The 22,354-nt window shown below is 64.0% G+C and carries 18 protein-coding genes; 7 read left to right on the top strand and 11 right to left on the bottom strand.

Annotated elements, in window-relative coordinates:
• Positions 1-113: 113 nt before the first annotated feature.
• The 4 genes from I6F09_RS00605 to I6F09_RS00590 all read right to left on the bottom strand — a co-directional run bounded on the left by I6F09_RS00605 (position 114) and on the right by I6F09_RS00590 (position 4,281).
• A complete protein-coding gene (locus I6F09_RS00605; protein WP_225146538.1) occupies positions 114-1,202 on the bottom strand; it encodes a TRAP transporter substrate-binding protein in 1,089 nt (362 codons plus the stop codon).
• Positions 1,203-1,357: 155 nt separating this feature from the next.
• Positions 1,358-2,446 (bottom strand): TRAP transporter substrate-binding protein, encoded by a 1,089-nt coding sequence (locus I6F09_RS00600; protein ID WP_036001589.1) that lies wholly within the window; start codon positions 2,444-2,446, stop codon positions 1,358-1,360.
• Between the two features lie 207 nt (positions 2,447-2,653).
• The gene (locus I6F09_RS00595; protein WP_225187257.1) at positions 2,654-3,790 is read right to left on the bottom strand and encodes an Mrp/NBP35 family ATP-binding protein; all 1,137 of its coding nucleotides are present in this window, start codon (positions 3,788-3,790) and stop codon (positions 2,654-2,656) included.
• A gap of 53 nt (positions 3,791-3,843) precedes the next feature.
• Entirely contained in the window at positions 3,844-4,281 is a 438-nt protein-coding gene (locus I6F09_RS00590) for a VOC family protein (protein ID WP_036001594.1), read from the bottom strand.
• Between the two features lie 182 nt (positions 4,282-4,463).
• Between I6F09_RS00590 and I6F09_RS00585 the strand changes: the two genes are divergently transcribed.
• From I6F09_RS00585 to I6F09_RS00565, 5 genes are all read left to right on the top strand, one after another.
• Positions 4,464-5,336, top strand: a complete 873-nt coding sequence (locus I6F09_RS00585) for an NAD(P)-dependent oxidoreductase (protein WP_036001597.1) — start codon at positions 4,464-4,466, stop codon at positions 5,334-5,336.
• A gap of 237 nt (positions 5,337-5,573) precedes the next feature.
• The gene (locus tag I6F09_RS00580; protein WP_225187468.1) at positions 5,574-6,965 is read left to right on the top strand and encodes a sodium:proton antiporter; all 1,392 of its coding nucleotides are present in this window, start codon (positions 5,574-5,576) and stop codon (positions 6,963-6,965) included.
• A 162-nt stretch (positions 6,966-7,127) separates the two neighbouring features.
• The gene (locus I6F09_RS00575) at positions 7,128-8,723 is read left to right on the top strand and encodes a HAMP domain-containing sensor histidine kinase (RefSeq protein ID WP_036001601.1); all 1,596 of its coding nucleotides are present in this window, start codon (positions 7,128-7,130) and stop codon (positions 8,721-8,723) included.
• 44 nt (positions 8,724-8,767) lie between these two features.
• Complete coding sequence (locus I6F09_RS00570) at positions 8,768-8,971, top strand: DUF1289 domain-containing protein (protein WP_036001604.1); 204 nt, start codon at positions 8,768-8,770, stop codon at positions 8,969-8,971.
• A gap of 28 nt (positions 8,972-8,999) precedes the next feature.
• Positions 9,000-9,554 carry a TIGR02281 family clan AA aspartic protease gene (locus I6F09_RS00565; protein ID WP_036001607.1) on the top strand — a complete coding sequence of 185 codons (555 nt, stop codon included), beginning with the start codon at positions 9,000-9,002 and terminating at the stop codon, positions 9,552-9,554.
• A 105-nt stretch (positions 9,555-9,659) separates the two neighbouring features.
• Here the strand turns inward: I6F09_RS00565 and dusA are convergent, their stop codons facing one another.
• The 4 genes from dusA to I6F09_RS00545 form a co-directional block, all read right to left on the bottom strand.
• Positions 9,660-10,646, bottom strand: coding sequence for a tRNA dihydrouridine(20/20a) synthase DusA (gene dusA / locus I6F09_RS00560; protein ID WP_225187467.1), 987 nt, complete (start codon positions 10,644-10,646; stop codon positions 9,660-9,662).
• Positions 10,647-11,896: 1,250 nt separating this feature from the next.
• Positions 11,897-13,195 (bottom strand): lysine N(6)-hydroxylase/L-ornithine N(5)-oxygenase family protein, encoded by a 1,299-nt coding sequence (locus I6F09_RS00555; RefSeq protein ID WP_225187256.1) that lies wholly within the window; start codon positions 13,193-13,195, stop codon positions 11,897-11,899.
• 22 nt (positions 13,196-13,217) lie between these two features.
• Positions 13,218-14,279 (bottom strand): GNAT family N-acetyltransferase, encoded by a 1,062-nt coding sequence (locus tag I6F09_RS00550; RefSeq protein ID WP_225112787.1) that lies wholly within the window; start codon positions 14,277-14,279, stop codon positions 13,218-13,220.
• A 177-nt stretch (positions 14,280-14,456) separates the two neighbouring features.
• Positions 14,457-16,154, bottom strand: a complete 1,698-nt coding sequence (locus I6F09_RS00545) for a cyclic peptide export ABC transporter (protein ID WP_050995851.1) — start codon at positions 16,152-16,154, stop codon at positions 14,457-14,459.
• A gap of 294 nt (positions 16,155-16,448) precedes the next feature.
• On the opposite strand from I6F09_RS00545, the gene I6F09_RS00540 reads away from it, so the two are divergent.
• Together I6F09_RS00540 and I6F09_RS00535 are read left to right on the top strand one after the other, a co-directional pair.
• Entirely contained in the window at positions 16,449-17,510 is a 1,062-nt protein-coding gene (locus I6F09_RS00540; RefSeq protein ID WP_158284413.1) for a siderophore-interacting protein, read from the top strand.
• Positions 17,507-18,358, top strand: a complete 852-nt coding sequence (locus tag I6F09_RS00535) for an ATP-binding cassette domain-containing protein (RefSeq protein WP_081494481.1) — start codon at positions 17,507-17,509, stop codon at positions 18,356-18,358. The genes I6F09_RS00540 and I6F09_RS00535 overlap by 4 nt, the downstream gene beginning before the upstream one ends.
• Positions 18,359-18,364: 6 nt before the next feature.
• Here the strand turns inward: I6F09_RS00535 and fhuB are convergent, their stop codons facing one another.
• The 3 genes from fhuB to I6F09_RS00520 all read right to left on the bottom strand — a co-directional run bounded on the left by fhuB (position 18,365) and on the right by I6F09_RS00520 (position 22,353).
• The gene (gene fhuB / locus I6F09_RS00530) at positions 18,365-20,371 is read right to left on the bottom strand and encodes a Fe(3+)-hydroxamate ABC transporter permease FhuB (protein WP_225187255.1); all 2,007 of its coding nucleotides are present in this window, start codon (positions 20,369-20,371) and stop codon (positions 18,365-18,367) included.
• A complete protein-coding gene (locus I6F09_RS00525) occupies positions 20,358-21,194 on the bottom strand; it encodes an ABC transporter substrate-binding protein (protein WP_225187254.1) in 837 nt (278 codons plus the stop codon). The genes fhuB and I6F09_RS00525 overlap by 14 nt, the downstream gene beginning before the upstream one ends.
• Positions 21,195-21,372: 178 nt before the next feature.
• Entirely contained in the window at positions 21,373-22,353 is a 981-nt protein-coding gene (locus I6F09_RS00520; protein WP_036001621.1) for an alpha/beta hydrolase, read from the bottom strand.
• Position 22,354 lies beyond the last annotated feature (1 nt).

The following is a 22,354-nucleotide window of genomic DNA, read 5'->3' as shown; positions in this document are numbered from 1 at the left end:
GCCTACTGTGCATGGGGTTGTTTTCGAATTTTTGTTTGATGACCTCCAAATACCGCAACGACAACGCCCCGGAGCCTTCGCTCCGGGGCGTGCCGCATCCGATCGGGACGCGATCAGCTCTGCGAGCGCCGCGCCATGAAGATGTCGTAGCCGACCTCGGCGACCTGAAACCAGGAATAGCCGTCGCTCGTGAACTTGGCGAGCGAGTCGTTCACCTTCTTGAAGTTCGGATTGGTCGCAGCGACTTCGGCGTGCAGCTCCTTGGCCGCCTTGTAGCAGGCATCCATGATCGCGGGCGAGAAAGCGTGCAGCTTGGTACCGCCCGCGAGCAGCTTTCTCAGCGCCAGCGGATTGGCGTTGTCGTAGCGCGCCATCATGTAGTTGTTGGCGTAGTGGCCGGCCTGCTCCAGCACGCTCTGGTAATATTTCGGCAGCGCGTTCCACTTGTCGAGGTTGACGAAAGCCATCAGCATCGGACCGCCTTCCCACCAGCCGGGATAGTAGTAGTGCGGCGCGATCTTGTAGAAGCCGAGCTTCTCGTCGTCATAGGGCCCGACCCATTCGGCGGCGTCGATCGTGCCCTTCTCCAGCGCCGGATAGATGTCACCGCCGGCGAGCTGCTGCGGCACCACGCCGAGCTTCTGGAGCACGCGGCCGGTGAAGCCGCCGATGCGGAACTTCATGCCTTTGAGATCGTCGGGCGTGTTGACCTCTTTCCTGAACCAGCCGCCCATCTGGCAACCGGTGTTGCCCGCGAGCAGCGAGATGACGTTGTAGCCCTTGTAGAACTCGTTGAGCACGTCGCGGCCGCCGCCCAGCATGTACCAGGCCTGGTTGATGCGCATGTTGGGACCGAACGGCACGGCCGAGCCGAAGGTGAAGGTCGGGTCCTTGCCGAAATAATAATAGGACGCGGTGTGGCCGATCTCGCAGGTGCCGTTCTGCACGGCGTCGAGCACCTGCAGGCCCGGCACGATTTCGCCGGCCGCGAAGATCTGGATCTGGAACTTGTTGTCGGTCGCCTCGGCAACCATCTTGCACATCATCTCGGCGCCGCCAAACAGCGTGTCGAGCGATTTCGGCCAGCTCGTCGGCATGCGCCATTTGATTTCCGGCATCGACTGCGCGATCGCGGGAGCCGCGAGCGTGGCGGCGCCGGCCGCGCCAAGTCCTGTGACCTTGATGAAGTCTCTTCTCTTCATGATTTCCTACCCTGATGGATCTGATTGTGGAGCCTTCTTTGCGAGGCTTGCCGACAGCATGGAACATCACGGGACCGAATGCCATCCCGATCGCAAAGAAAAAGCCCGGCCTCCTGGGGAGGCCGGGCTAGTGGTCTTACGACCTAAGCCGGAGATCAGCCGCGGGTGCGCGAGCGGATCATGAAGCTGTCGTAGGTATATTCGGCAACCTGCCACCACAGATATTCGTCGGAGCGGTAGGCCTGCATGGAGTCAATGGCCTTTTTGAAGTCGGCGTTCTTGCCAGAAACCTCGGCCCACAGCTCGTTGGTCGCCTTGAGGCAGGCTTCCAGCACCTCGTTGGTGAACGGACGCAGCTGGGTGCCGCCGGCGACCAGGCGCTTCAGCGCCGCCGGGTTCTGCATGTCGTAGCGCGCAGCCATCCAGCTGTTGGCGTTCGCCGTCGCGTTCGTGAGGATCGCCTGGTAGCTCTTCGGCAGCGCATTGAACTTTTCCAGGTTGGCGAAGGCGTGGACGGTCGGACCGCCCTCCCAGAAGCCGGGGTAGTAGTAGTACTTGGCGACCTTGGCGAAGCCGAGCTTCTCGTCATCGTAGGGGCCGACCCACTCGGCGGCGTCGATCGTGCCCTTCTCCAGCGCGGGATAAATGTCGCCGCCGGCGAGCTGCTGCGGCACCACGCCGACCTTCTGCAGCACCTGGCCGGCGATGCCGCCGATGCGCATCTTGAGGCCGGAGAGGTCGGCAACGGTCTTGATCTCCTTGCGGAACCAGCCGCCCATCTGGGTACCGGTGTTGCCGCATGGGAAGCCGATCACGTTCGACTTCTTGAAGAACTCGTTGGCGAGCTCGTTGCCGCCGCCCTGATAGAGCCACGAGTTCTGCTGGCGCGCGTTGAGGCCGAACGGCACCGAGGCGAAGATCGCGAAGGTGGGGTCCTTGCCGACGTAATAGTACGAGACGGTGTGGCACATATCGACCGTGCCGTTCGAGGTCGCATCGAGCGCCTGGAGGCCGGGGACGATTTCGCCGGCGGCGAACACCTGAATCTGGAACTTGTTGTCAGTCATCTCGGCGACGTACTTCGCCACCTGCTCGGCGCCGCCATAGATGGTGTCGAGCGACTTCGGGAAGCTCGAAGTCAGGCGCCACTTCACCTCGGGCGAGGACTGTGCGATCGCCGGCGAGGCCACCGCGGTCGCCGCCGCGCCTGCTGCCGACACTTTGAGAAAATCACGACGCTTCATCTTCAGGTCTCTCCTTGCTGGGGCGTTTCCCCTTGACTTCTCTTCTTGCCGCCGCTCGTTCCGGCGACGCGTTGAGGTCGCGTCGAACCGAAGGGGCTTGACTGCGGGGGGCCTTTAACACGGCCAGCCCGGTTTCGGAACGCGACAATGACATGACGGGGCTCTACGAAAGTCGCATGCCCCGGAGCCTGCCGCGGTGCCCCCCATTCAGGCCGCGGCGATGACACCCTTGAGCTGGTCCCGGACCTGGCCGGCAATGGCGCGGTAGATCGCCGCATGAGGGCCGTCCGGCTCGCTGTCGACCACGGGATTGCCGGCGTCCGAGGTGGCGCGAATCGCCATGTGCAGGGGGATCTCGCCCAGGAATGGGACGCCGAGCTTCTCGGCCTCGTGCCGCGCCCCGCCATGGCCGAAAATATCCGACTTGGTGCCGCAATGCGGACATTGGAAGTAGCTCATATTCTCGACGATGCCGAGCACGGGCACGTTGACCTTCTTGAACATGGCAAGCCCCCGCCGCGCATCGATCAGGGACAGGTCCTGCGGGGTCGAGACGATCACGGCGCCCTTGAGCGGCACGTTCTGCGCCAGCGTGAGCTGGGCATCGCCGGTGCCCGGCGGCATGTCGACGACCAGCACGTCGAGCTTGCCCCATTCGACGTCGCGCAGCATCTGCGTCACCGCCGACATCACCATCGGACCGCGCCAGATCATCGCGGTCTCCTCCTCGACCAGGAAGCCGATCGACATGATGGCGAGCCCGAAGCGCCGAAGCGGAATCATCTTGCGCTCGTCGTTCAGCTCCGGCTTGTCGCGCAGGCCCGTCAGGCGCGGCACCGAGGGGCCGTAGATATCGGCGTCGAGCAGCCCGACCTTGAGGCCGAGGTCGCGCAGGCCGAGCGCCAGATTGAGCGCCGTGGTCGACTTTCCGACGCCGCCCTTGCCGGAGGCGACCGCAATTACGGCGGCAACGCCGGGAATTTCCGATTGCCGCGCCATCGGCGACCCCCCGCCCTGGGGCGGCTTGTGGGCATGGGCCGGCTGCACGCCGGGCGTGCCGCGGCTCGGCTGCGGGGGTGGCGGCGGCGCGGAGCCCGGCTTGCGCTCGGCGGTCAGCGCCACCATGACGGTGGTGATACCGGGAATGCTTCGCACGGCGGCTTCCGCTTCGGCCCGGACGGATTCCCAGGCTCTTGCCTCGGCGGCGTCGACATTGATCGAGAAGAATACCTTGCCGTCGGAGGCGCTGATCGCGCTCAGCACATTGGCATGGGGGAGTGCGACCCCGCGGGGCGACTGGACCCTGGCGAGGCTATCGAGAACCTGTTGCTGCGTCACGCTCAAAGCGCATCTCCTGCAGTTGAGGATGCCCCATTAGAGCGGAAACGCCCAAAAGGCTACTGTCTGCCGATATCGTCCGCCTTTTCGGCCGGCGCCGCCCCCTGCTCCAGGGCAGCCTCGTAGTTCAGCTCGATCATGACCCCGTTGGGGTCGTGGACGAATATCTGCCAGAGATCGCCACCGGGCACCTGGCGGGCCTCGAACTTGATCTTCTTTGACGCCAGCCGCTGTTTCATACCGTCAAAGCCGCGACTGGCGAAGGCGACATGGTGGACAACGCCGGAATCCGGCTTTTGTGGCTCGTCGGTCGGGGAAATGTCGACGAGGTGAACCACCGGCCTGCCCTCGCTGTACATCCAGGCGCCCGGGAAGGCGAAGTTCGGCCGCGCGCCTTTTTCCAGGCCCAGCACGTCTTCGTAGAAGCGGACGGTCTCGGCCAGATTCCGGGTCCGGATGTTGAAATGATCGAGGACGCCTACGCTCACGCCGCCCATGCTCTCGCTCCCTTGTTTTGAAGTCCTTGGGTCGCCACCCTAGCACGGCAGGCCGCCAAACGAAGCCGTTGCCCTCTGGCCTCAAGGGTTTATGGTGCGCCTCCGGTCCGCCCTCACCGCGGAACCCAGGCATCCCTCGCTTGGCAAGAACCGTAAACCCGAACTACGGACAAGGTACCACTATGGCTAAAGTCGCTTTCCTCGGTCTTGGCGTGATGGGCTTCCCCATGGCCGGACACCTCGTGAAAAAAGGGGGCCATGAGGTCACCGTCTACAACCGCACCGCGGCGAAGGCAAAGGAATGGGCGGACAAGTTCGGCGGCAAGACCGCACCGACCCCGAAGGCCGCCGCCGAGGGTCAGGATTTCGTGATGTGCTGCGTCGGCAACGACAACGATCTGCGCGCGGTCACGATCGGCCCCGACGGCGCCTTCGCCGGCATGAAGAAGGGTGCGACCTTCGTCGACCACACCACTGCCTCCGCCGAGGTCGCCCGTGAGCTCGACGCAGCCGCGACCAAGGCCGGCTTCAAATTCGTCGACGCCCCCGTCTCCGGCGGCCAGGCCGGCGCCGAGAACGGCGTGCTGACGGTGATGTGCGGCGGCGCGCAGGACGCCTATTCCGGCGCCGAGCCGATCATCACGGGCGCCTATGCGCGGATGTGCAAGCTGCTCGGGCCCGCCGGAAGCGGCCAGCTGACCAAGATGGTCAACCAGATCTGCATCGCCGGTCTGGTGCAGGGCCTCTCCGAGGGCATCCATTTCGCCAAGAAGAGCGGCCTCGACGTCGCCGCTGTGATCGAGACCATCTCGAAAGGGGCCGCCCAGTCCTGGCAAATGGAGAACCGCTACAAGACCATGAACGAGGACAAGTACGATTTCGGCTTCGCGGTCGAATGGATGCGCAAGGACCTCTCGATCGCGCTGGCCGAAGCCCGCCGCAACGGCGCCAATCTGCCGGTGACCGCGCTCGTCGATCAGTTTTATTCCGAGGTCGAGAAGATGGGCGGCAAGCGCTGGGATACGTCGAGCCTGCTCGCACGCCTGCAACGCTGACGCTCTGTTGCGGCCTGGTTCGGCGTAGCCGGCTTTGAACTTCGTCGCGACCTCGGCCGCGACGAATTGTGTCGAGCGCACCGACCGAACAACCATAGACTTCCGGGGGGAGCCTTGCTTAGCGTGATCGCCGCCATCCTTGCTGTTGCCCGCGTCGAATTCGCGCCGGAGCTTCGACTCCGAACCGCCAGGATTGCCGCAGGTTTGGGCGTGCGGCGATCCCGGCTCATCGCGCGCCTGCTCCCGGTCGCGCTCCTGATCCTGGTTGGATCTCCTGCACAGGCGCTTGCCGCATCGCTCGATGGTGCCAGCATTGGCCCGCAATGGGCGCTTCCATTCGCGGGGATGCTGCTCTCGATCGCCATATTTCCGCTCGCCGCGCCTCACTTCTGGGAGCATCACCAAGGCAAGATTGCCGCGATGTGGGCCACCCTGATCGCGCTGCCGCTTGCAATCTGGTACGGCCCGCTTCCAACCGTCCAAGCGCTCGTTCATACGGCGCTGCTCGAATACGTCCCGTTCATTCTGCTGCTCCTCGCTCTGTTTACCGTCGCCGGCGGAATCGTGGTGCGCGGCAATCTTCACGGCTCCCCCGTCCTGAATACGCTGCTGCTCGCTCTCGGCACTCTGATCGCGAGCGTCATCGGCACGACCGGCGCCTCAATGGTCATGATCCGACCGGTGATCCGCGCCAATGACGATCGGCGGCACAACGCGCACGTCGTGATCTTCTTCATCTTTCTGGTGTCCAACATCGGCGGTTCGCTCTCCCCCCTTGGAGATCCCCCGCTGTTTCTGGGGTTCCTGCGCGGCGTGGATTTTTTCTGGACGACGACACACCTGCTTCCCCAGACCACGTTCGCGGCCTGGATTCTGCTCGCCCTGTTCTTTTGCATCGATACTTATCTCTATCGCAAGGAAGGCCGCGTCAAACCGGACCCAACTCCGGACAATCCCTTGCGGATCAGCGGCGGCCTCAACTTCGCTTTGATGGGAGTCATCATCGCTGCGATCCTCTTGAGTGCCAAGCTCGACCTCGGCGGATTTGAAGTTCTCGGCACGCATCTCCAGGTGCAGAATCTCCTGCGCGATGCCGTGATGATCGGAGTCGTGTTCGCATCTCTCGCCGTCACCTCGAAGGAGGACCACGACGCGAACGGCTTCTCTTGGGGCCCGATGATCGAAGTGGCAAAGCTGTTTGCCGCGATCTTCATCACCATCATTCCCGTGCTCGCGATTCTCAACGCCGGCAAATCCGGCGCGTTTGCCTCCGTCGTAAACATGGTCACCAACGCCGACGGCACGCCGAACAATGCCGCATATTTCTGGTTGACCGGCCTGCTCTCATCCTTTCTCGACAATGCGCCGACCTATCTGGTCTTCTTTGAACTTGCCGGAGGCGACGCCAAGCATCTGATGACGAACGGCGCCTTGACCCTTGCCGCGATTTCCGCCGGTGCGGTGTTCATGGGCGCAAACTCCTACATCGGCAACGCGCCCAATTTCATGGTGTACGCAATTGCCCGAGCGAGTGGTGTCGGCATGCCCGGCTTCTTCGGATACATGGCCTGGACCTCCGTCCTGCTGCTGCCGGTCTTCGGGTTGGTCACGCTCGTTTTCTTCAGATGATTGAAGCGCGGGTTGATGAAAGCGGCCGCCCGGACTGCGTATGAATTAACGTTCGGTTAACGTAATTCTTTAGCTCCTTAAGTCAGCTCTTAAGGATTTCTTGCCAGAGATAGACAATGCAGAAAGCCCGCGTCCGGCGTGGGCAGGAATCCGTGTTGCTTGATGAGTAACCCCGCTGAAAAGCCTGAGGTCGTGCAGCTTCCGGCCGAGCCGGTGAGCGCGCCATCGGCGAGCAGCCGAAGGGCTGCGGCGCAGCGGGTGCGCGAGGCGCGCGACAAGTTAACGTCGACCAGTGGAACCCGGCCGGCTTTCGACGCCGAGATGCTGCGGCAATACGCCCAGACCCGGCTGTCGGCCTCCTATGTCGTGATGCTCCTGGTGGTGGCGACCGGTGTGCTGTTCGGGCTATGGATGCAGCCGATCCCGGCCGCGGCCTGGACCGCGGGCATGCTCTGCATCCACAGCGCCATGATCCGCAGCTGCCGGCGCTTCCTGACCGAGCCCGCCTCGCCGGCCGCGACACGCGCATGGCGGACGCGCTTCGTCGTGCTCGACCTGCTCTATGGCCTGTGCTGGATGGCGATCCTGATCCATCCCGTGCTCGACATGGTCACGGAAACGCTGATGATGTTCTTGATGCTGCTGGTGATCGCAGTATCGAGCATGCTCGCGGCCAATCTGCCGATCGCAGCCCTCGCCGCCACGGCGCCGGTCGCGGTTGCGATGGCGCTAAGCTTCGTGACGACCGGATCGCTGGACAATTACATCCTGGCAGCGCTGTCGCTCGCCGCCGAAGGCTATTTCGTGCTGCTGGCGCACCGCCTGCACTCCTCCACCTTCGCCACGCTGGAAGCACGTGCGGAAAAGGACGCGCTGATCGGCGAGCTGGAGCAGGCCAAGGCAATCTCGGACGAAGCGCGCCACCGCGCCGAAGCCGCCAACGTCGCCAAGTCGCGCTTCCTCGCGCAGATGAGCCACGAGCTGCGGACGCCGCTGAACGCCATCCTCGGCTTCTCAGAGGTCATGAAGAGCGAGATTTTCGGCGCGCATGCGGTACCGGTCTACAAGGAATATTCCGCCGACATCCATAATTCCGGCGTGCACCTGCTCAACCTGATCAACGAGATCCTCGATCTGTCGCGGATCGAAGCCGGCCGTTACGAGCTCAACGAGGAAGCGGTGTCCCTGGTCGGCATCGTCGCCGATTGCCATCATCTGATGAAGCTGCGTGCCTCGAGCCGCGGCATCACCATCCACGAAGTGTTCGAGCAGGCGATGCCGCGGCTCTGGGCCGACGAGCGCGCGATCCGCCAGGTCGTGCTCAACCTGCTCTCCAACTCGATCAAGTTCACCCCGCAGGGCGGCGAGATCTGGCTCAAGGCCGGCTGGACCGCCTCCGGCGGACAATATCTCTCGGTGAGGGATTCCGGCTCCGGCATTCCCGAGGACGAGATCCCGGTCGTGCTCGCCTCGTTCGGCCAGGGCTCCAATTCGATCAAGTCGGCCGAACAGGGCGCCGGCCTCGGCCTGCCGATCGCCAAGAACCTGATCGACCTGCACGGCGGCACGTTCACGTTGAAATCGAAGCTGCGCATCGGCACCGAGGTGATCGTCACATTCCCGCCGGAGCGCGTGATGAGCGCGCTTGCCCCACTCTCGGACGATTCTCCACCGCTCCAGCCGGAGAGCTCCGTCGTGCCGGACGAGAAACGCCGGCCGCGGCACAAGCCGATCATGAGTGCCGGCACAGGCTCTTAACGAGATGCTTGCAGACATGCCCGATCATCCCCCACTATGTCCGTATGAGCAAAGAAACGCCGTGCGTCGCCGTGTGCATGATCGATCCCAAGACGAAGCTGTGCTTCGGCTGCGGCCGCACCTTGCCGGAGATCGCACGCTGGCACGCCATGGAGAGCGCGGACCGGCGCGCGATCATGGCCCTCTTGCCGGAGCGCATGACGGAAGCCGGACTAGTGCGGATCGCTGGATCCCCAAAGCACGTCTGATCCGCCTGCGTGCCCTTGGAGGCGCGCGATGATCCGCTTCCTGCTCGTCCTGATCATGCTCGCCGGCACGGCAGGTGCCGTCGTCGCCTATGGCGATCCCGACCAGATCGCGCGCGCCAGCCACAAGGTCTCGCATATTTTTCGCGCACAAGCAGCCTCCCCGGCGCCGGCCGTGCAGATCCCGCGTGGCCAGGGCGGCGAATTCACGCTGCGCGCGAAGATCAACGGCGTCACTGCGCCGATGGTGATCGATACCGGCGCGACGTCGGTGGTGCTGACCTGGGAAACCGCAAGGGCGATCGGGCTGCCGCTCGAGATGCTTGAATACGACGTCGATCTCGAGACCGCGGGCGGCCACACCAAGGCAGCGCGGCTCACGCTCGACCGTCTCGCCGTCGGCAAGCTGGTCGAGAAGTCGGTGCCGGCCCTCGTCGTGCAGCGCGGCCAGATGAAGACCAATCTGCTCGGCATGAGCTTCCTCGACCGGCTGGAAAGCTGGGGCGTGCGCGCCGACACGCTGATGCTGACAGGGTATCCGGAGCAGCAGCGCAGTCCCCGCCGCGCGCGCACGGCGGTCGACTAAAGCGCGATGCGATTAGGATGAATCGTCTCGCGCTTTAGGTTGTTGTTTGAACATGATCTTTTCGAAAAACCGCTGCGCACTTTTCCGGATCACGCTCCCGCTCATTTAGGCCGCCTCAGCCGGCGCGCGGGCCCCGACGCACGTGATCGCCTCGCGCAGCACGTCGAGACCGGCGCCGGGCTTCACACCCTGCTCGGCAAGATGCCGGCGGAACGCACGCGCGCCGGGCACAGCATGAAATGCGCCGACGAAATGCCGCGTGATCGCGTGCAGCCGCGTGCCGTGCGCGAGCTGCTCTTCGATGTAGGGCATCATCGCCTCGAGCGCGTCCTGCATGGTGGCGTGCGGCGCCGGCCCTCCAAAGATTTCGTGGTCGACCGCGAGCAGCCGCCACGGCTCCTGATAGGCGGCGCGGCCGAGCATCACGCCGTCGACATGGGCAAGATGCGCCTTTGCCTCGTCGATGCTCCGAACGCCGCCATTGATGATGACGGGCACATCGGACATCGCGCGCTTGAGCCGGTAGACGCGATCATAGTCGAGCGGCGGGATATCGCGGTTCTCCTTCGGCGACAGGCCGTTGAGCCAGGCCTTGCGGGCGTGCACGATCAACGCATCGCTGCCCGCGGCGACCACCGCACGCGCGAGCGCATCGAGCGCGACCTCCGGATCCTGATCATCGATGCCGATGCGGCACTTCACCGTGACGGGAACGGCGACCACGCGCTTCATCGCGTCGACGCACCTCGCCACCAGCTCCGGCTCGGCCATTAGACAGGCGCCGAAACGGCCATCCTTCACACGATCGGACGGGCAGCCGACATTGAGATTGATCTCGTCATAACCGAAGTCCTCGCCGATCCGTGCCGCCGCCGCGAGCTCGCGCGGATCCGATCCGCCGAGCTGAAGCGCCACGGGGTGCTCGACCGCGTCGAACCCAAGCAGCCGCACCCGGTCGCCGTGAATGATCGCGCCGGTCGTCAGCATCTCGGTATAGAGCAATCCCCGCCGCGTCAGGTGACGGTGGAACACCCGGCAATGCCGGTCGGTCCAATCCATCATGGGGGCCACGGAAAAGCGATGAGACAACATATGGATCATATAGACTTTCGAGCCCCCGACGGGAATAGCGGATTTCATGACCGTGCCGGGCCCGATGGCACGCTCTGCGAGCCAATCGGCGCGGGGAAGGCCGGCGCCAGACCAGACGGCAAGCGGTTCGCGGCAGCACGGCGCGGCGCCGCGCTCGAACGCGTACACGTCGAACGCGACCAGTCCGCTGCCAGCGAGTAGCGCGCGAAGAGCATGCTCACTCACGTGGGCCGTCGGAAGATTTGCCTTGATCTCCCGGTGCACATGTCGTGGACACGATAGCCCCTAACCAACATGAGAGATCGAAAGCGAAATCAAGCACGCTATTGCAGCGCAGGCTGCTCCAATCACGTCGCCATGCAGCAAATCTGTGCAGCGTGGTTGCGCCTGATCAGATCAGGCTTCGCCACTCGGCCGTCCTTACCTCGCTTGTTGCGGGCCGCGAGGATTGGCGTACGCCGCGGCGCTACACCAAGCTCAAGCAGTAGCTCGCCTGCGAGCACTCGGGCGAGCTCGCTGGCTTCGACAGGGGGCGCCGGTCCAATGCTCAAGCTCGTGAGACAGCGCCTGAAAACAATCGACCTGCTTGTGCCGACGCATGTACCGCCTTAGCCACCAGCTGCCCGCGTGAAACGCGAGGGCGACGCCGATAAGGGGAGAGAACGAACGTTTCCTTTCCGAACGGAAGAACGTCGGAACGCAAAGCGGCAGATGACGCTATCGAGACTCTCATTCACGTCGCGCATGCGGTGTCCGTGAGAGGCCATCCAGTTCTCGATGCGACGCACGCCTGAACGTCCCAAGCCCGGCTGCGCCAGGAGCTCGGTCTTGGTGTGAAGCGACGCAATCTCGAGGAGGTAGTGCATGCGCGTCACGGGCTCTTTGCCAACCAACGCTGCAAGCGGACTGTGAACCAGAATGCCTGCAATTCGCTCAGGGAGAAGGCTTTGCCCCTGCTTGGGAACGAGAGCTTTCCTCACGGTCAATTCCAGCTAGACTTTCAGACGTTCCAAGATCGTTCTAAGAACTCCTCTAGCAAAGCCAATCGGCGTTGTCTCACACGTACACGCTGCGGTTGATCTCGATTAGACAGGTTCTAGATCGGGGAACCCCAAAGCGATAGCGGAACACGTTGCAGGGTGACCGCGAGAACGCCGGCTATTGTGTAATGAGAACGGGACGATTCGTGATGCGTTTCAATCTCGATCCGCGCAAGGCTTTTGGAGCTGCGATCTCTCCCGGATCGTGTTCTAGGCGATGAGTTCCCGGCGCGAGATTGTCGAGAGCAGAGACTCCGCAATCTCCTGCGACCGCACGGCAATCACCGAAAGCAGCGTGTCGCTCAGACCGTGAGAGGATTCCGAATAGCCCTGGAGGTGGATCTGCGGCCGGAACGCCGGATTGATCACGAGCCGGTAGTTGCGATCCAGCGCCGCATCGCGAATGTAGCGGCGGATCGGTTCGAGAAACCCGTGCGGCGTCTCCCTGTCGTATCCCGTCGCCAGCACGACCACGTCATAAGTCGAACGACGGTTTTCGCCGCGGAACTTGTCAATCACGCCGATCTCGATGCCGTCCGGTCCCGCATCCACATTGGAAATCTCGCTGCGGGGACGCAACATGACCCTTGTGTCGCCACCGACGCGCTGCTGGTAGAGCAGCCGATAAAGCTGGTCCAGCAGGTCGGCATCGACGACGGCGTAGTTGGTGTTCCGGAAGTTGCGGACGATCGCATCCCGCCGCTCGGCAGGCTGCGCGTAGACGAAGTCCGTATAGTCCGGGTTGAAGATCTCGTTGACGAAGGGACTGCTGTCGGACGGCTTGAGAGCATGGCCGCGGAAGATCAGATCGATATGCGCTTCGGGACATCGGCCATGAAGATCGACTGTTACCTCGGTCGCGCTCTGTCCGCCACCGACGACGGCCACACGCACGGACCGGCCGCGCGGGACAACGCGCTCGATCAGGTCGAGATAGCGGCTGGAATGCAGCAGCCTGCGATCGTCGGTAGCCTTGGCAAACACCTGCGGAACATAGGGCTGGCCTCCAACCGCGACCACGAGATTTCGCGCCAGCCGCACGGTCTCCCCGCCGGCGAGCGAGCGCGAATGCACCCGCAACGACGTCACCGTCTGCCCGACCGTCACCGGCTCGACGGCGACGATGGTCTCACCGTAAGCGGCCTGCGACTTAAAATGGCTCGCCACCCACTGCAGGTAATCGTTGAACTCGACCCTGCTCGGATAGAACGTCCGGCAGTTGATGAAATCCAGTAGGCGGCCGCGCTTATGCAGGTAGTTCACGAAGGTGAAGGGACTGGTCGGATCGCGCAAGGAGACCAGATCTTTGAGAAACGATATCTGCATGTCGCTGCCCGGAAGCAGCATGCCGCCATGCCAGGTGAAGTGCGGCTGCTTCTCCACGAACAGCGGCGTGCATTTCAGCCGTGATCGCTTCGCGCATTCGTCCAATGCGATGGCGAGCGCGAGATTGGAAGGCCCGAATCCGACGCCAATGACGTCGTGCTCGATCGCAAGTTGATGGGACATGAAGCCGCGCTCCGCTTGCGCTTTAAGACGAGACCGTTGGGCCGGCGGCTGCCGGAAGCCAAAGCCGATCGCCGAAGAAGCGCTCGCGCAACAGCATGACCAGGGTCGCGCGCTTATGGGGAAAGTTGAAGTTCTTGATCCTTGCGAATCCCGAGCGCTCGAGATTGCGAAGCTGCTGCGCATGCGCCGCCGCCGGCTCCCCGACGATCCGCTGCGTGCGGCAATCTTCGAGAAACATGTAGTGCATCAGAGACGGCAGCCACGCGCTGATGTAACGACCGCCGCGAAAAGCGTCCTCGCCCACGATCACGTGCCATCCCCGGTCATAGTCGTCGGCATCATAGAACGGCGCAATGCGATTTTCCTTGGCCCAATAGAGCTCGAAATAGCCGAACGGCTGCTCGCCGAAGCAGCCGATCAACGGCAGCATATGAGGATCGGCCAGAATGCCGGCCAGATATCGCCGATGCTTGTCGAGATCGCCCGCCTCGTTCCAGAATGCATCGACGCGAGGATCGTTCATCCAGCGGTGCAACAAATGGAGGTCATTCTCGAGATCGGCCACGCGAAACGAGATGACCTCCGACAGCCAGGGAATGAAACGACCGTACACCTTTCCCGCCGGCTTTGCGGCGCGGCGCGGATGGCGCTTGCCGTCCGTCATGACGTGGAGTTGCGGCAATGGCGGTCGCCCGGGGTTGACCAGCCAGTTGTCCCGCCGCTGCATCACCAGTTCGGGCAGCAGCACCAGTCGCCCCTCGGACATGATGGCAAGACCACTCTCGGTCAGCTCTCGTGCAAGCGGCGCTCTTCCAGCGAAGTCCAGAACAAGTCGATCGGCGCCAGGTCGCCAGGCAAACAGCGCCTCGGCGGACGCCGACACCGCCCGTGCCGCAACCTCGCGGTCGTCCGAGGCATTCAGGATATCGAGGTGATCGACGCGCTCGCGCAGACGCAGTTCCAACGCGGTCACATCGGCGGCGACGACGCGAAGGCGATCGCCCTCTTGGAAAACGGTCTGAGCGGAATATGGGCCGACCGGGAACGCACGAGGTCCGGTCCCGGAATCCGAAGCCTTGTTCATCCGGCCCTCGCATCTCGATCATCGCTGAGGCGTGGTGTAGATCACTCGCCTACAGGCTGACAAGGAATGCGCGCACACGCAGATTAGATTCTCTACAAATCTGACGGCCTGTCGCAAAACGGGATCGTATGCCGTCATTTGTGCGACAGATGGCGCCAGCGGCTCGCTACATTGTGTCTAAAGCGGCGCATCGGTTGGAACTGCGGAAGGCCCAGCGACGTTGCTGGCCCTTGCCTCGCTTGCGACGATCTTGCCGTCGCGCAGCCGCACCAGATGATCCGCAATCCCGAAATAGCGATCATCGTGTGAGATCACGATGATGGTCTTTCCGAGACGCTTCAGATCGGGCAGCAGCTCCGTATAGAAGATGTGCCGGAACGCCGGATCCTGATCCGCGGCCCATTCGTCAAACACGAGCACGGGTCTTTCCTCCAGCCATGCATTCATCAGCGCCAATCGCTTGCGCTGTCCGCTCGACAGGTCCGTCGTCGTGAACACGCCGTTCTCGACCGAGACCTTGTGCGCGACCTCCAGCCGCTGGAGATAGCGTTCCGCCACATCAGGAACCACGCCCTCTCCACGAATGAGATCCTCAAACAGATAATAGTCGGAGAAGATGGTCGTGAAGAGCTGGCGGTAATCGTCGCGTGTCTCCGTCAGGACCGGCGAACCGTCGCGCAGCACGGCGCCGCCATGCGGAGCATAAAGGCCCAGCAACAACTTGATCAGGGTCGTCTTTCCACTGCCGTTCTGCCCCACGATGAAGACGATGTCGCCTTGCCGAACGAACAGATCAACCGGCCCGAGGACAAAGGGATCGCTGCCCGGCACGGCGCGAAAAGCATAGGTTACGCCGCGGAGCTCGATGGATTCGATGGCGGTCTTGCCGGGTGCAGCGGGCGCACTGGCCAGCAGATCGTGCTCGGGGCTCGAGAACTGCCCCGAGAGCTCCGCAATGCGGCGCATCGCGACCTGGGCGCGACCGAGCGCCGGCAGGATGCCGATGACCTGGTCAATAGGCCCGCGCATAAAGAGCAGCACCAGCACGAACCCGCTGGACACCGCAGCGGGACTGTCGGGCCACAGGAACGGTCGCAAGGTCAGCGCCACGCCGATCACGACGAAGAACAGCATCGTCCCGAACGCCCGCGCCGTCACGAACAGATTGATCGACCTGATCTGCACCGAGCTGATCCGGTCGACGGTCTGCTGGAGCTGCTCGACATAGACGCGCCGACGGCGCACCCGATTGAGGCGCAACTCCTTGGCACCTTCGGCGATCGCGCGATATTGCTTGTGCAGCTGATCTTCGGCCTCTCGCGCGGTGCTGAAGCCGCGAACGCCGCGCGTCCTCGCATATCCATGCGCCAGCGATCCCAGCACGATGACGACTCCCGTGATCAGGAAAAGCTGCCAAGACAGCACCGCCAGGTAAACCATGCAGCCGAGCGCGATCACGAGCGACACGAAAAAGGACGAAAAGAAGAACGCGAAATCGCTGATCGTGTCGACGTCCTGCGTGAGAACCGGGATCAGGCGATGCGTCCGGTAGATTTCGAGCTGATCGATCGGCGCAGCCAGGATTTTGGCGGCGAGCGACTTACGAAGCTCGGCGATGATCCGCTGTCCGACAAAATTGGCGCTGATGTCGGCGCCAATGGAACCGATCAGGATCAAAAGGCACAGGCCAGCGAAGGCGAAAAACAGCGTTACCACGTCGGCCTGCGTGGCATAAAGCCCATGATTCACGACCGCGAGCAACGCCGCGACGGAGGCACCGCCGACCACTCCGAGAACGCTGCCGCCGAGCACGAGTGGCCAGTAGGGCCGCAGGAGCTGCAGGATCTGCGTCGTCAGGCCGCTTCGTGAGTTCATGATGAGAGCCGCGCTGGAGGAGACCTGAAGCGAACCTATATGGCCGGACAAGCCGTGCCGAAGTGATGCGAATACATGATGGCAGCACCGCAACTCCAGCGGTTATTTTCGCTGCTCTTTCGATGGATTCTAATTTGGGATCGGCAATGCCTTTAATATGATGCGGGTAGTATCGCTTTTGCATCGCAGCCGGCGAGCGAGCAGGATTTTTGATCCAGAGCCGTGCCAGGCCGCGACATCCGGACATTTGAAGCGCTTGCAGGCTGGCATCGGACAGGCCGGTGGAGAATGAGTTTGGACTTGCTGATCTCCGAAACCCGCATCGCGCTTCCCGACGCCGCCGGCCTCGCCGCGCGGATGATCGATCATCTGGCCGAGCATGACATCGCCTTCGAGGACCGGGACGGTCTCATGGTGGCGAAACTGCCGTTCGGCACCAGTTCCCTCGCCGTCGAGGCCGAAGCGCTCAAGATCCGCGTCGAGGCCAACGACAAGGGCAATCTGGAAATGCTGCGCTCGGTCGTCGCCTCGCATGTGATCGAGTTCGCGGGCGACATTGCCCCAACCATCATTTGGTCCGGTCATGAATCCAACGGCGGCACGCTGGCTAATTTCCGTGAAGTGCGGCTGAAGGCCGCGATCACCCTGACGCCGCACATGCGGCGGCTGACCTTCACGGGCGACGATATCGCCCGTTTCGTGAATGACGACGATCTGCACGTGCGGCTGTACTTCCCGCCCGAGGGCCTCGCCAAGCCCGAATGGCCGTGGCCCGCGCCCGACGGACGTATCCTGTGGCCGGAGCCCGATCGCAGGCCCGTCACCCGTTATTACACGATCCGCCGCATCGACTTGCAGAGCCGCGAGATCGACATCGATTTCGTGGTCCATGATCATGCCGGGCCGGGCTCGGCGTTCGCGGTGAACGCGACGGCCGGTGCCATCTGCGGCATGGCCGGCCCGCTCGGCCGGGGCATTCGTCCGGCGCGCTGGGTGCTGCTGGCGGGCGACGAAACCGCCCTGCCCGCCATCGCGCGAATTCTGGAGACGCTGCCGGCGACGGCGACGGGTGAGGCCTTTATCGAGGTCGCGGATCGGCGCGAGGAAGTTCCGCTGGTCGCCCCGGCCGGGGTAGCAATCCGCTGGTTGCATCGCGAGGGCCGTCCAGCCGGGACGACGCAGCTCCTGGTCGACGCCGTCAAGGCAGTGCGATGGCCGGACCATCGGGACGTCTTCGCCTGGATCGCGTGTGAGGCGCAGGCGCTGAAGACCCTGCGCAACCATCTGCGCGATGAGCGAAAGCTTTCCCGTGACCAGCTTCTGGCCGTCGCCTATTGGAGCCTACGCCAACCATGACGATCCAACACGCGCAGACGAGCGAAAGGACGCTCGCCTTGCCCGACGTCACGCAGGCCTCACTGGAAGCGCCCGCGCCCTTGTTCCAGCTCGACCAGGTCGGCTTCGCCGTGGCCGGGCGCGCGCTGCTCGAACCGCTGACGCTATCTCTTCCCGCACGCAGCGTCGTCGGGCTGATCGGCCATAATGGCTCCGGCAAATCGACCTTGCTGAAATTGTTGTCGCGCCAGCAGCCGAGCTCGTCGGGAACGATTCGTTTCGAAGGCCGCGCACTGCGCGCCTGGAGCGATCGGGACTATGCCCGCAAGGTCGCCTACCTGCCGCAGCAGACGCCGCCCGCCGCCGGCATGCTGGTCAAGGAGCTGGTCGCACTCGGTCGCTATCCCTGGCACGGCGCGCTCGGACGGTTCGGTGACATCGACCGCGAGAAGGTCGCAAACGCCATGGCGTTGACCCATATCGAACCCTTTGCGGATCGCCTGGTCGATACGTTGTCCGGCGGCGAGCGCCAGCGGGCGTGGATCGCCATGCTGGTTGCGCAGGATGCCGAGTGCCTGCTGCTCGACGAGCCGACCTCGGCGCTCGACATCGCTCATCAGATCGAAGTGCTGTCGCTGGTCAGGCAGCTCGCCCGCGAGCGCAATCTCGGCGTGGTCGTGGTGCTCCACGACGTCAACATGGCCGCCCGCTTCTGCGACGAGATCATCGCGCTGCATTCCGGGAAGCTGATCGCGCGCGGCACACCGGACAAGATCATGACGCCGGCCGAGCTCGAAACCATCTACGGCATCCCCATGGGCGTGATGCCGTCGCCGGACCATGGCCATCTCATCAGCTTCGCGCGGTGAGCGCCGTCAACCGCGCTGCGGGCGCAGCAGCCAGATGAGATAGGGTCCAGCAAGCATCATGGCGAAGATGCCGGCGGGCATCTGGAACGGGAAGATCACCATGCGTCCGGCCCAATCCGCCGTGACCATCAGGATCGCCCCGATCAACGCGGCCAGCGCCGCCTGATGCAGCGCGCGCTGCGCCCCCATCATCCGTGCCATATGTGGCGCGATGAAGCCGACCAGGCTCAGAAGACCAACCATCAGCGTGGCCGTCGCCGTCAGCAACGCCGTCAGCAGCATGATGATGACGCGGCTCCGCGTCAGCGAGATGCCGATCGAACGCGAGGTCGCAGATCCCAGCGGCAGGATATCAAGCCAGCGGGACAGCATTGGCACCATGATCAGCAGAACGAGCGCCGCGGCGGCGAGGATTGCGGCCTCGGCCGGGCCGATCTGGTAGAGCGAGCCTGTCAGCAGCGACAGCAGCGTGCCGATGCGGGGATCGCCTGTCGCCAGCGCCATGGCAATGATCGCACCGAATGCCGCGCTCATGGCGACGCCTGCCAGCAGCACGCGCTCCGGACTGAACTCGGACCGCCGGCTGAACTGCAGCACCAGCGCCAGCACGATGAAGGCGCCGATCCCGGCCGCTGCAATCTGCTCCAGCCGGGTGTGGGCGGGAAAGAGATAGAGCAGAACGATCACGCCCATCGCGGCGCCATAGCTGATGCCCATGACCTCCGGCGCGGCCATCGGGTTTCCGGTCATCCGCTGCAGCAGCGTGCCGGCGACCGCCAGCGTCGCGCCCGCGGCCAGCGCCGACACCACGCGCGGCCAGCGCCACGGCCAGAATTCCTGCAAGCCCGACAGGCCGCTCCAGCGCCAGCCGTCGGAGCCGACGCCGAGGGCCAGCGCGATCCAGACGGCGAGCAGCAGCAAGACTAAGGCCAAAAGGATCACGCGCCAGGGATGATCGAGCCGCGCCGGAGCGGATGGCGTGAGGTTTCCCATCGGCATGGTGGCTCGCAGCCGTGGCAGCAGCACGAGCAACATTGGCGCGCCGATCAGGGCCGTCACCGCACCGGCCGGCATTTCGCGATAGCCGGGCGGGATCAGAAGCACGAGCTGATCCGTCAGCCACAGCAGCAGGGCGCCGCAAAGTGGCGCCCAGATCAGCCGGTCGCGAAAGCGGCGCGCGCCTGACAGCATGACGATGGCCGGCGCGGACAAACCGACAAATCCCATGACGCCGACCACGCTGACGACCGACGCGCTGAGCGCGATCGCGATGACGAGCGCGAAGACCCGGGCCCTCGTCAATCCGAGGCCGAGATTGCGCGCGGTCTCGTCGTCGAAGCCGAGCAGGGTCAGCGGACGAACCATCGCCGCGATCAGCACGATCGAAATCAGCAGCCGCGGCGCCAGGAAGGTGACGTTGCTCCAATCCTGCTGATTGAGGAAGCCGGCGCCCCAGATGAACAGACCGATCAGATATTCGTGGTTGAGCAGCACCAGCGCCTGGGTGGTCACCGCGCAGTAGTAGCTGACGATCAATCCAGCGAGCACCAGGACGACGGGCGACAGCGCACGCTTCCAGGTCAGCCCGAACACGCACAGGAACGCAGCGAACCCGCCGCACAGCGCAATCCACTCGCGGCCGAAGGCCAGCAGCGACGGCGCCCACAGGGTCGTCACGGCCAGCGCAAGATAGGCGCCGTTCAGGACGCCGATGGTGCTCGGCTCCGCAAGCGGATTGCGCAACACCTGCTGAGAGACCGTGCCGGCAAGACCGAGGGCTGCGCCGGCCAGCAGCGCCACTGCGATGCGCGGAAACACGGTGTAGTGCACCAGCATCTGCTGGGGATCGGTGACCTCGGGCCGCCACAACACCGGCAGCCAGGCGCCTGCGGGCAGATATCCGGACAGGTTGCGCCAGGTCAGCGCGGCCGCGGCTGCCAGCAGCAAGCCGATCAGCACCGCCGGATGCATCTCCAAGCCGGACCGGGCCGGCAGTGCCTCAACCTTGCTCATGGCTTTCCCGCGGCAGACGTTCGGCGAGAAGGCGGGCGAAACGTTCGGCCGCCGGCACGCCGCCATAGAAAAATTGATTACCCAGGACCGTCAGCCGATGCGACCGAAGAGACGGCAGGGTTTGAAGCACAGGGCTTGCTTTCAGCAGCGCTTCGACATCGGCGACCCGCGAGGTCATCAACACCAGCCGCGCGTCCGGAACCGCGGCGAGCACTTCGAGCCCAACACTGGTATGGCCCCATGGGCCGCTCTGTCCCGTCCAGGCATTCCTCAATCCGCACTGATCGAGCACCTCCTGATAGAGGCTGTTCGGACCGAACACGAGCGCGCGGTTGCGCGCGATCTCGCTGACGAGATAGAGCGGCTCGCCGCCGCGACCCCGGAGCCGCTCACGATAGCCGGCCATGGCGACGTCGAAACGGGCGAAATAGGCTTCGCACGCCGACTGCACCCCGAGGCGTTTGGCAAGCTCCAGCGTCGAATGGCGCGCCGTGTCGAGAGGATGCCCGCCGGGTCTGAAGATCGTGAACGTTTCGACCGGCGCGATCAGCTTGAGCCGGGGGACGGCGGCCGCAATGCTGGGGTCGATGACGATGATGTCGGGCGCGAAGCTCTGCAGCAGTTCGAGATTTGGCTCCGAACGCAGACCGATTTCCTGAACCGCGGACGGAACGGGCGGCTCGACGACGAGCCGGCCATAGCGCTCGATCTCCGGAATCACCAGCGGCACGACGCCGAGCGCCAGGATCGTCTGGGCACAGGCCCAGCCGAGCGCGGCGACCCGGGGCCCGGATTGCGATCCAGCGGTTTGGGCAAACGCCATGGGCCATGGACCCGCAAGGGCCGTGCCTCCGATCGCTGCGCCCGCGCCGAGGAGCGCACGGCGGGACAGCCTATGGTCTGGAATAGACGTGCTCATGGGATCCGTTCAGGCGCCTCTCGCAGAGAGGCCGCGACAGATGATGATCATGACATACTCTCGTTCACGCTGCATTGCCATATCAGGCCGCCTTTTCACCAGCGGCGAGAAAGGCTTTGGCCAGCGCCCGCCCGATCGTCGCTCTCGCCTGCAAGGCATCGGCCACGACATTCCCCATGCGCAGGAATTCATGGATCATGCCGGGATAAACGTGCAGATCGACGGGAACGCCGGCCGCCGCCAAGCGGGCTGCATAATCGTGCCCCTCGTCCACCAGGGGATCGAACTCGGCGAGGACGATGCATGCGGGAGCAAGGCCCGACAAATCATCCGATGCGAGCGGCGCAAAACGCCAATCGTCGCGATCCGACTCGTCGCGGAGATATTGCCGGAAGAACCAATCGACAGTGCTGCGCTCCAGGAGATGGCCGGTACCGTAGCGCTGGTAGGATGCGGAGGTCTGTCGGGAGCTGAGACCGGGATAAGCGAGAACCTGAAGCACCGGCTGCGGAAGGCCCGTGTTTGTCCTCGCCTCGATCGCGAGCGCGGCGGCAAGCGTTCCGCCGGCGCTGTCGCCGCCGACGGCGACCCGGCGGGGATCGAGCCCGATCGCGCGGCCCTCGAGGCCGATCCAGGTCAGCGCATCGACTGCATCCTCGAAAGCGGTCGGAAACTTGTGCTCCGGTGCGAGCCTGTAGCCGACCGACAGCACGGCCGCACCGCTGTCCTCGGCGAGGCCGCGGCACAATGGCTGATGCGAATCGAGGCTGCCGACGACGAAGCCGCCGCCGTGCATGTAAAGAAGAACAGGAATGGGAGTGCGTTCGCTCGGCTGCGCGCTCGCATAGAGCCGCGCCTCGATGATCGCGCCATCCCGCACCGGCAGCGACAAACGCCGCTCGTAGGCGAGCGCCGGCGGATCGACGTCGAGCAGCGGCGAGGACGCATCGAAATCGGCCCGCGCCTGCGCAGCAGTCAATTGCGGAAACGGAACGCGCGCGCCGCTTTCGGTGCCGGCCTGCACCATCTCGAGCAATGCCGCGATATCTGGATCAAGACTCAAA

It is taken from the genome of Bradyrhizobium sp. IC3195, assembly GCF_020193585.1.
GTDB lineage: Bacteria > Pseudomonadota > Alphaproteobacteria > Rhizobiales > Xanthobacteraceae > Bradyrhizobium > Bradyrhizobium yuanmingense.
This window is presented reverse-complemented; position numbering and strand designations above follow the sequence as displayed.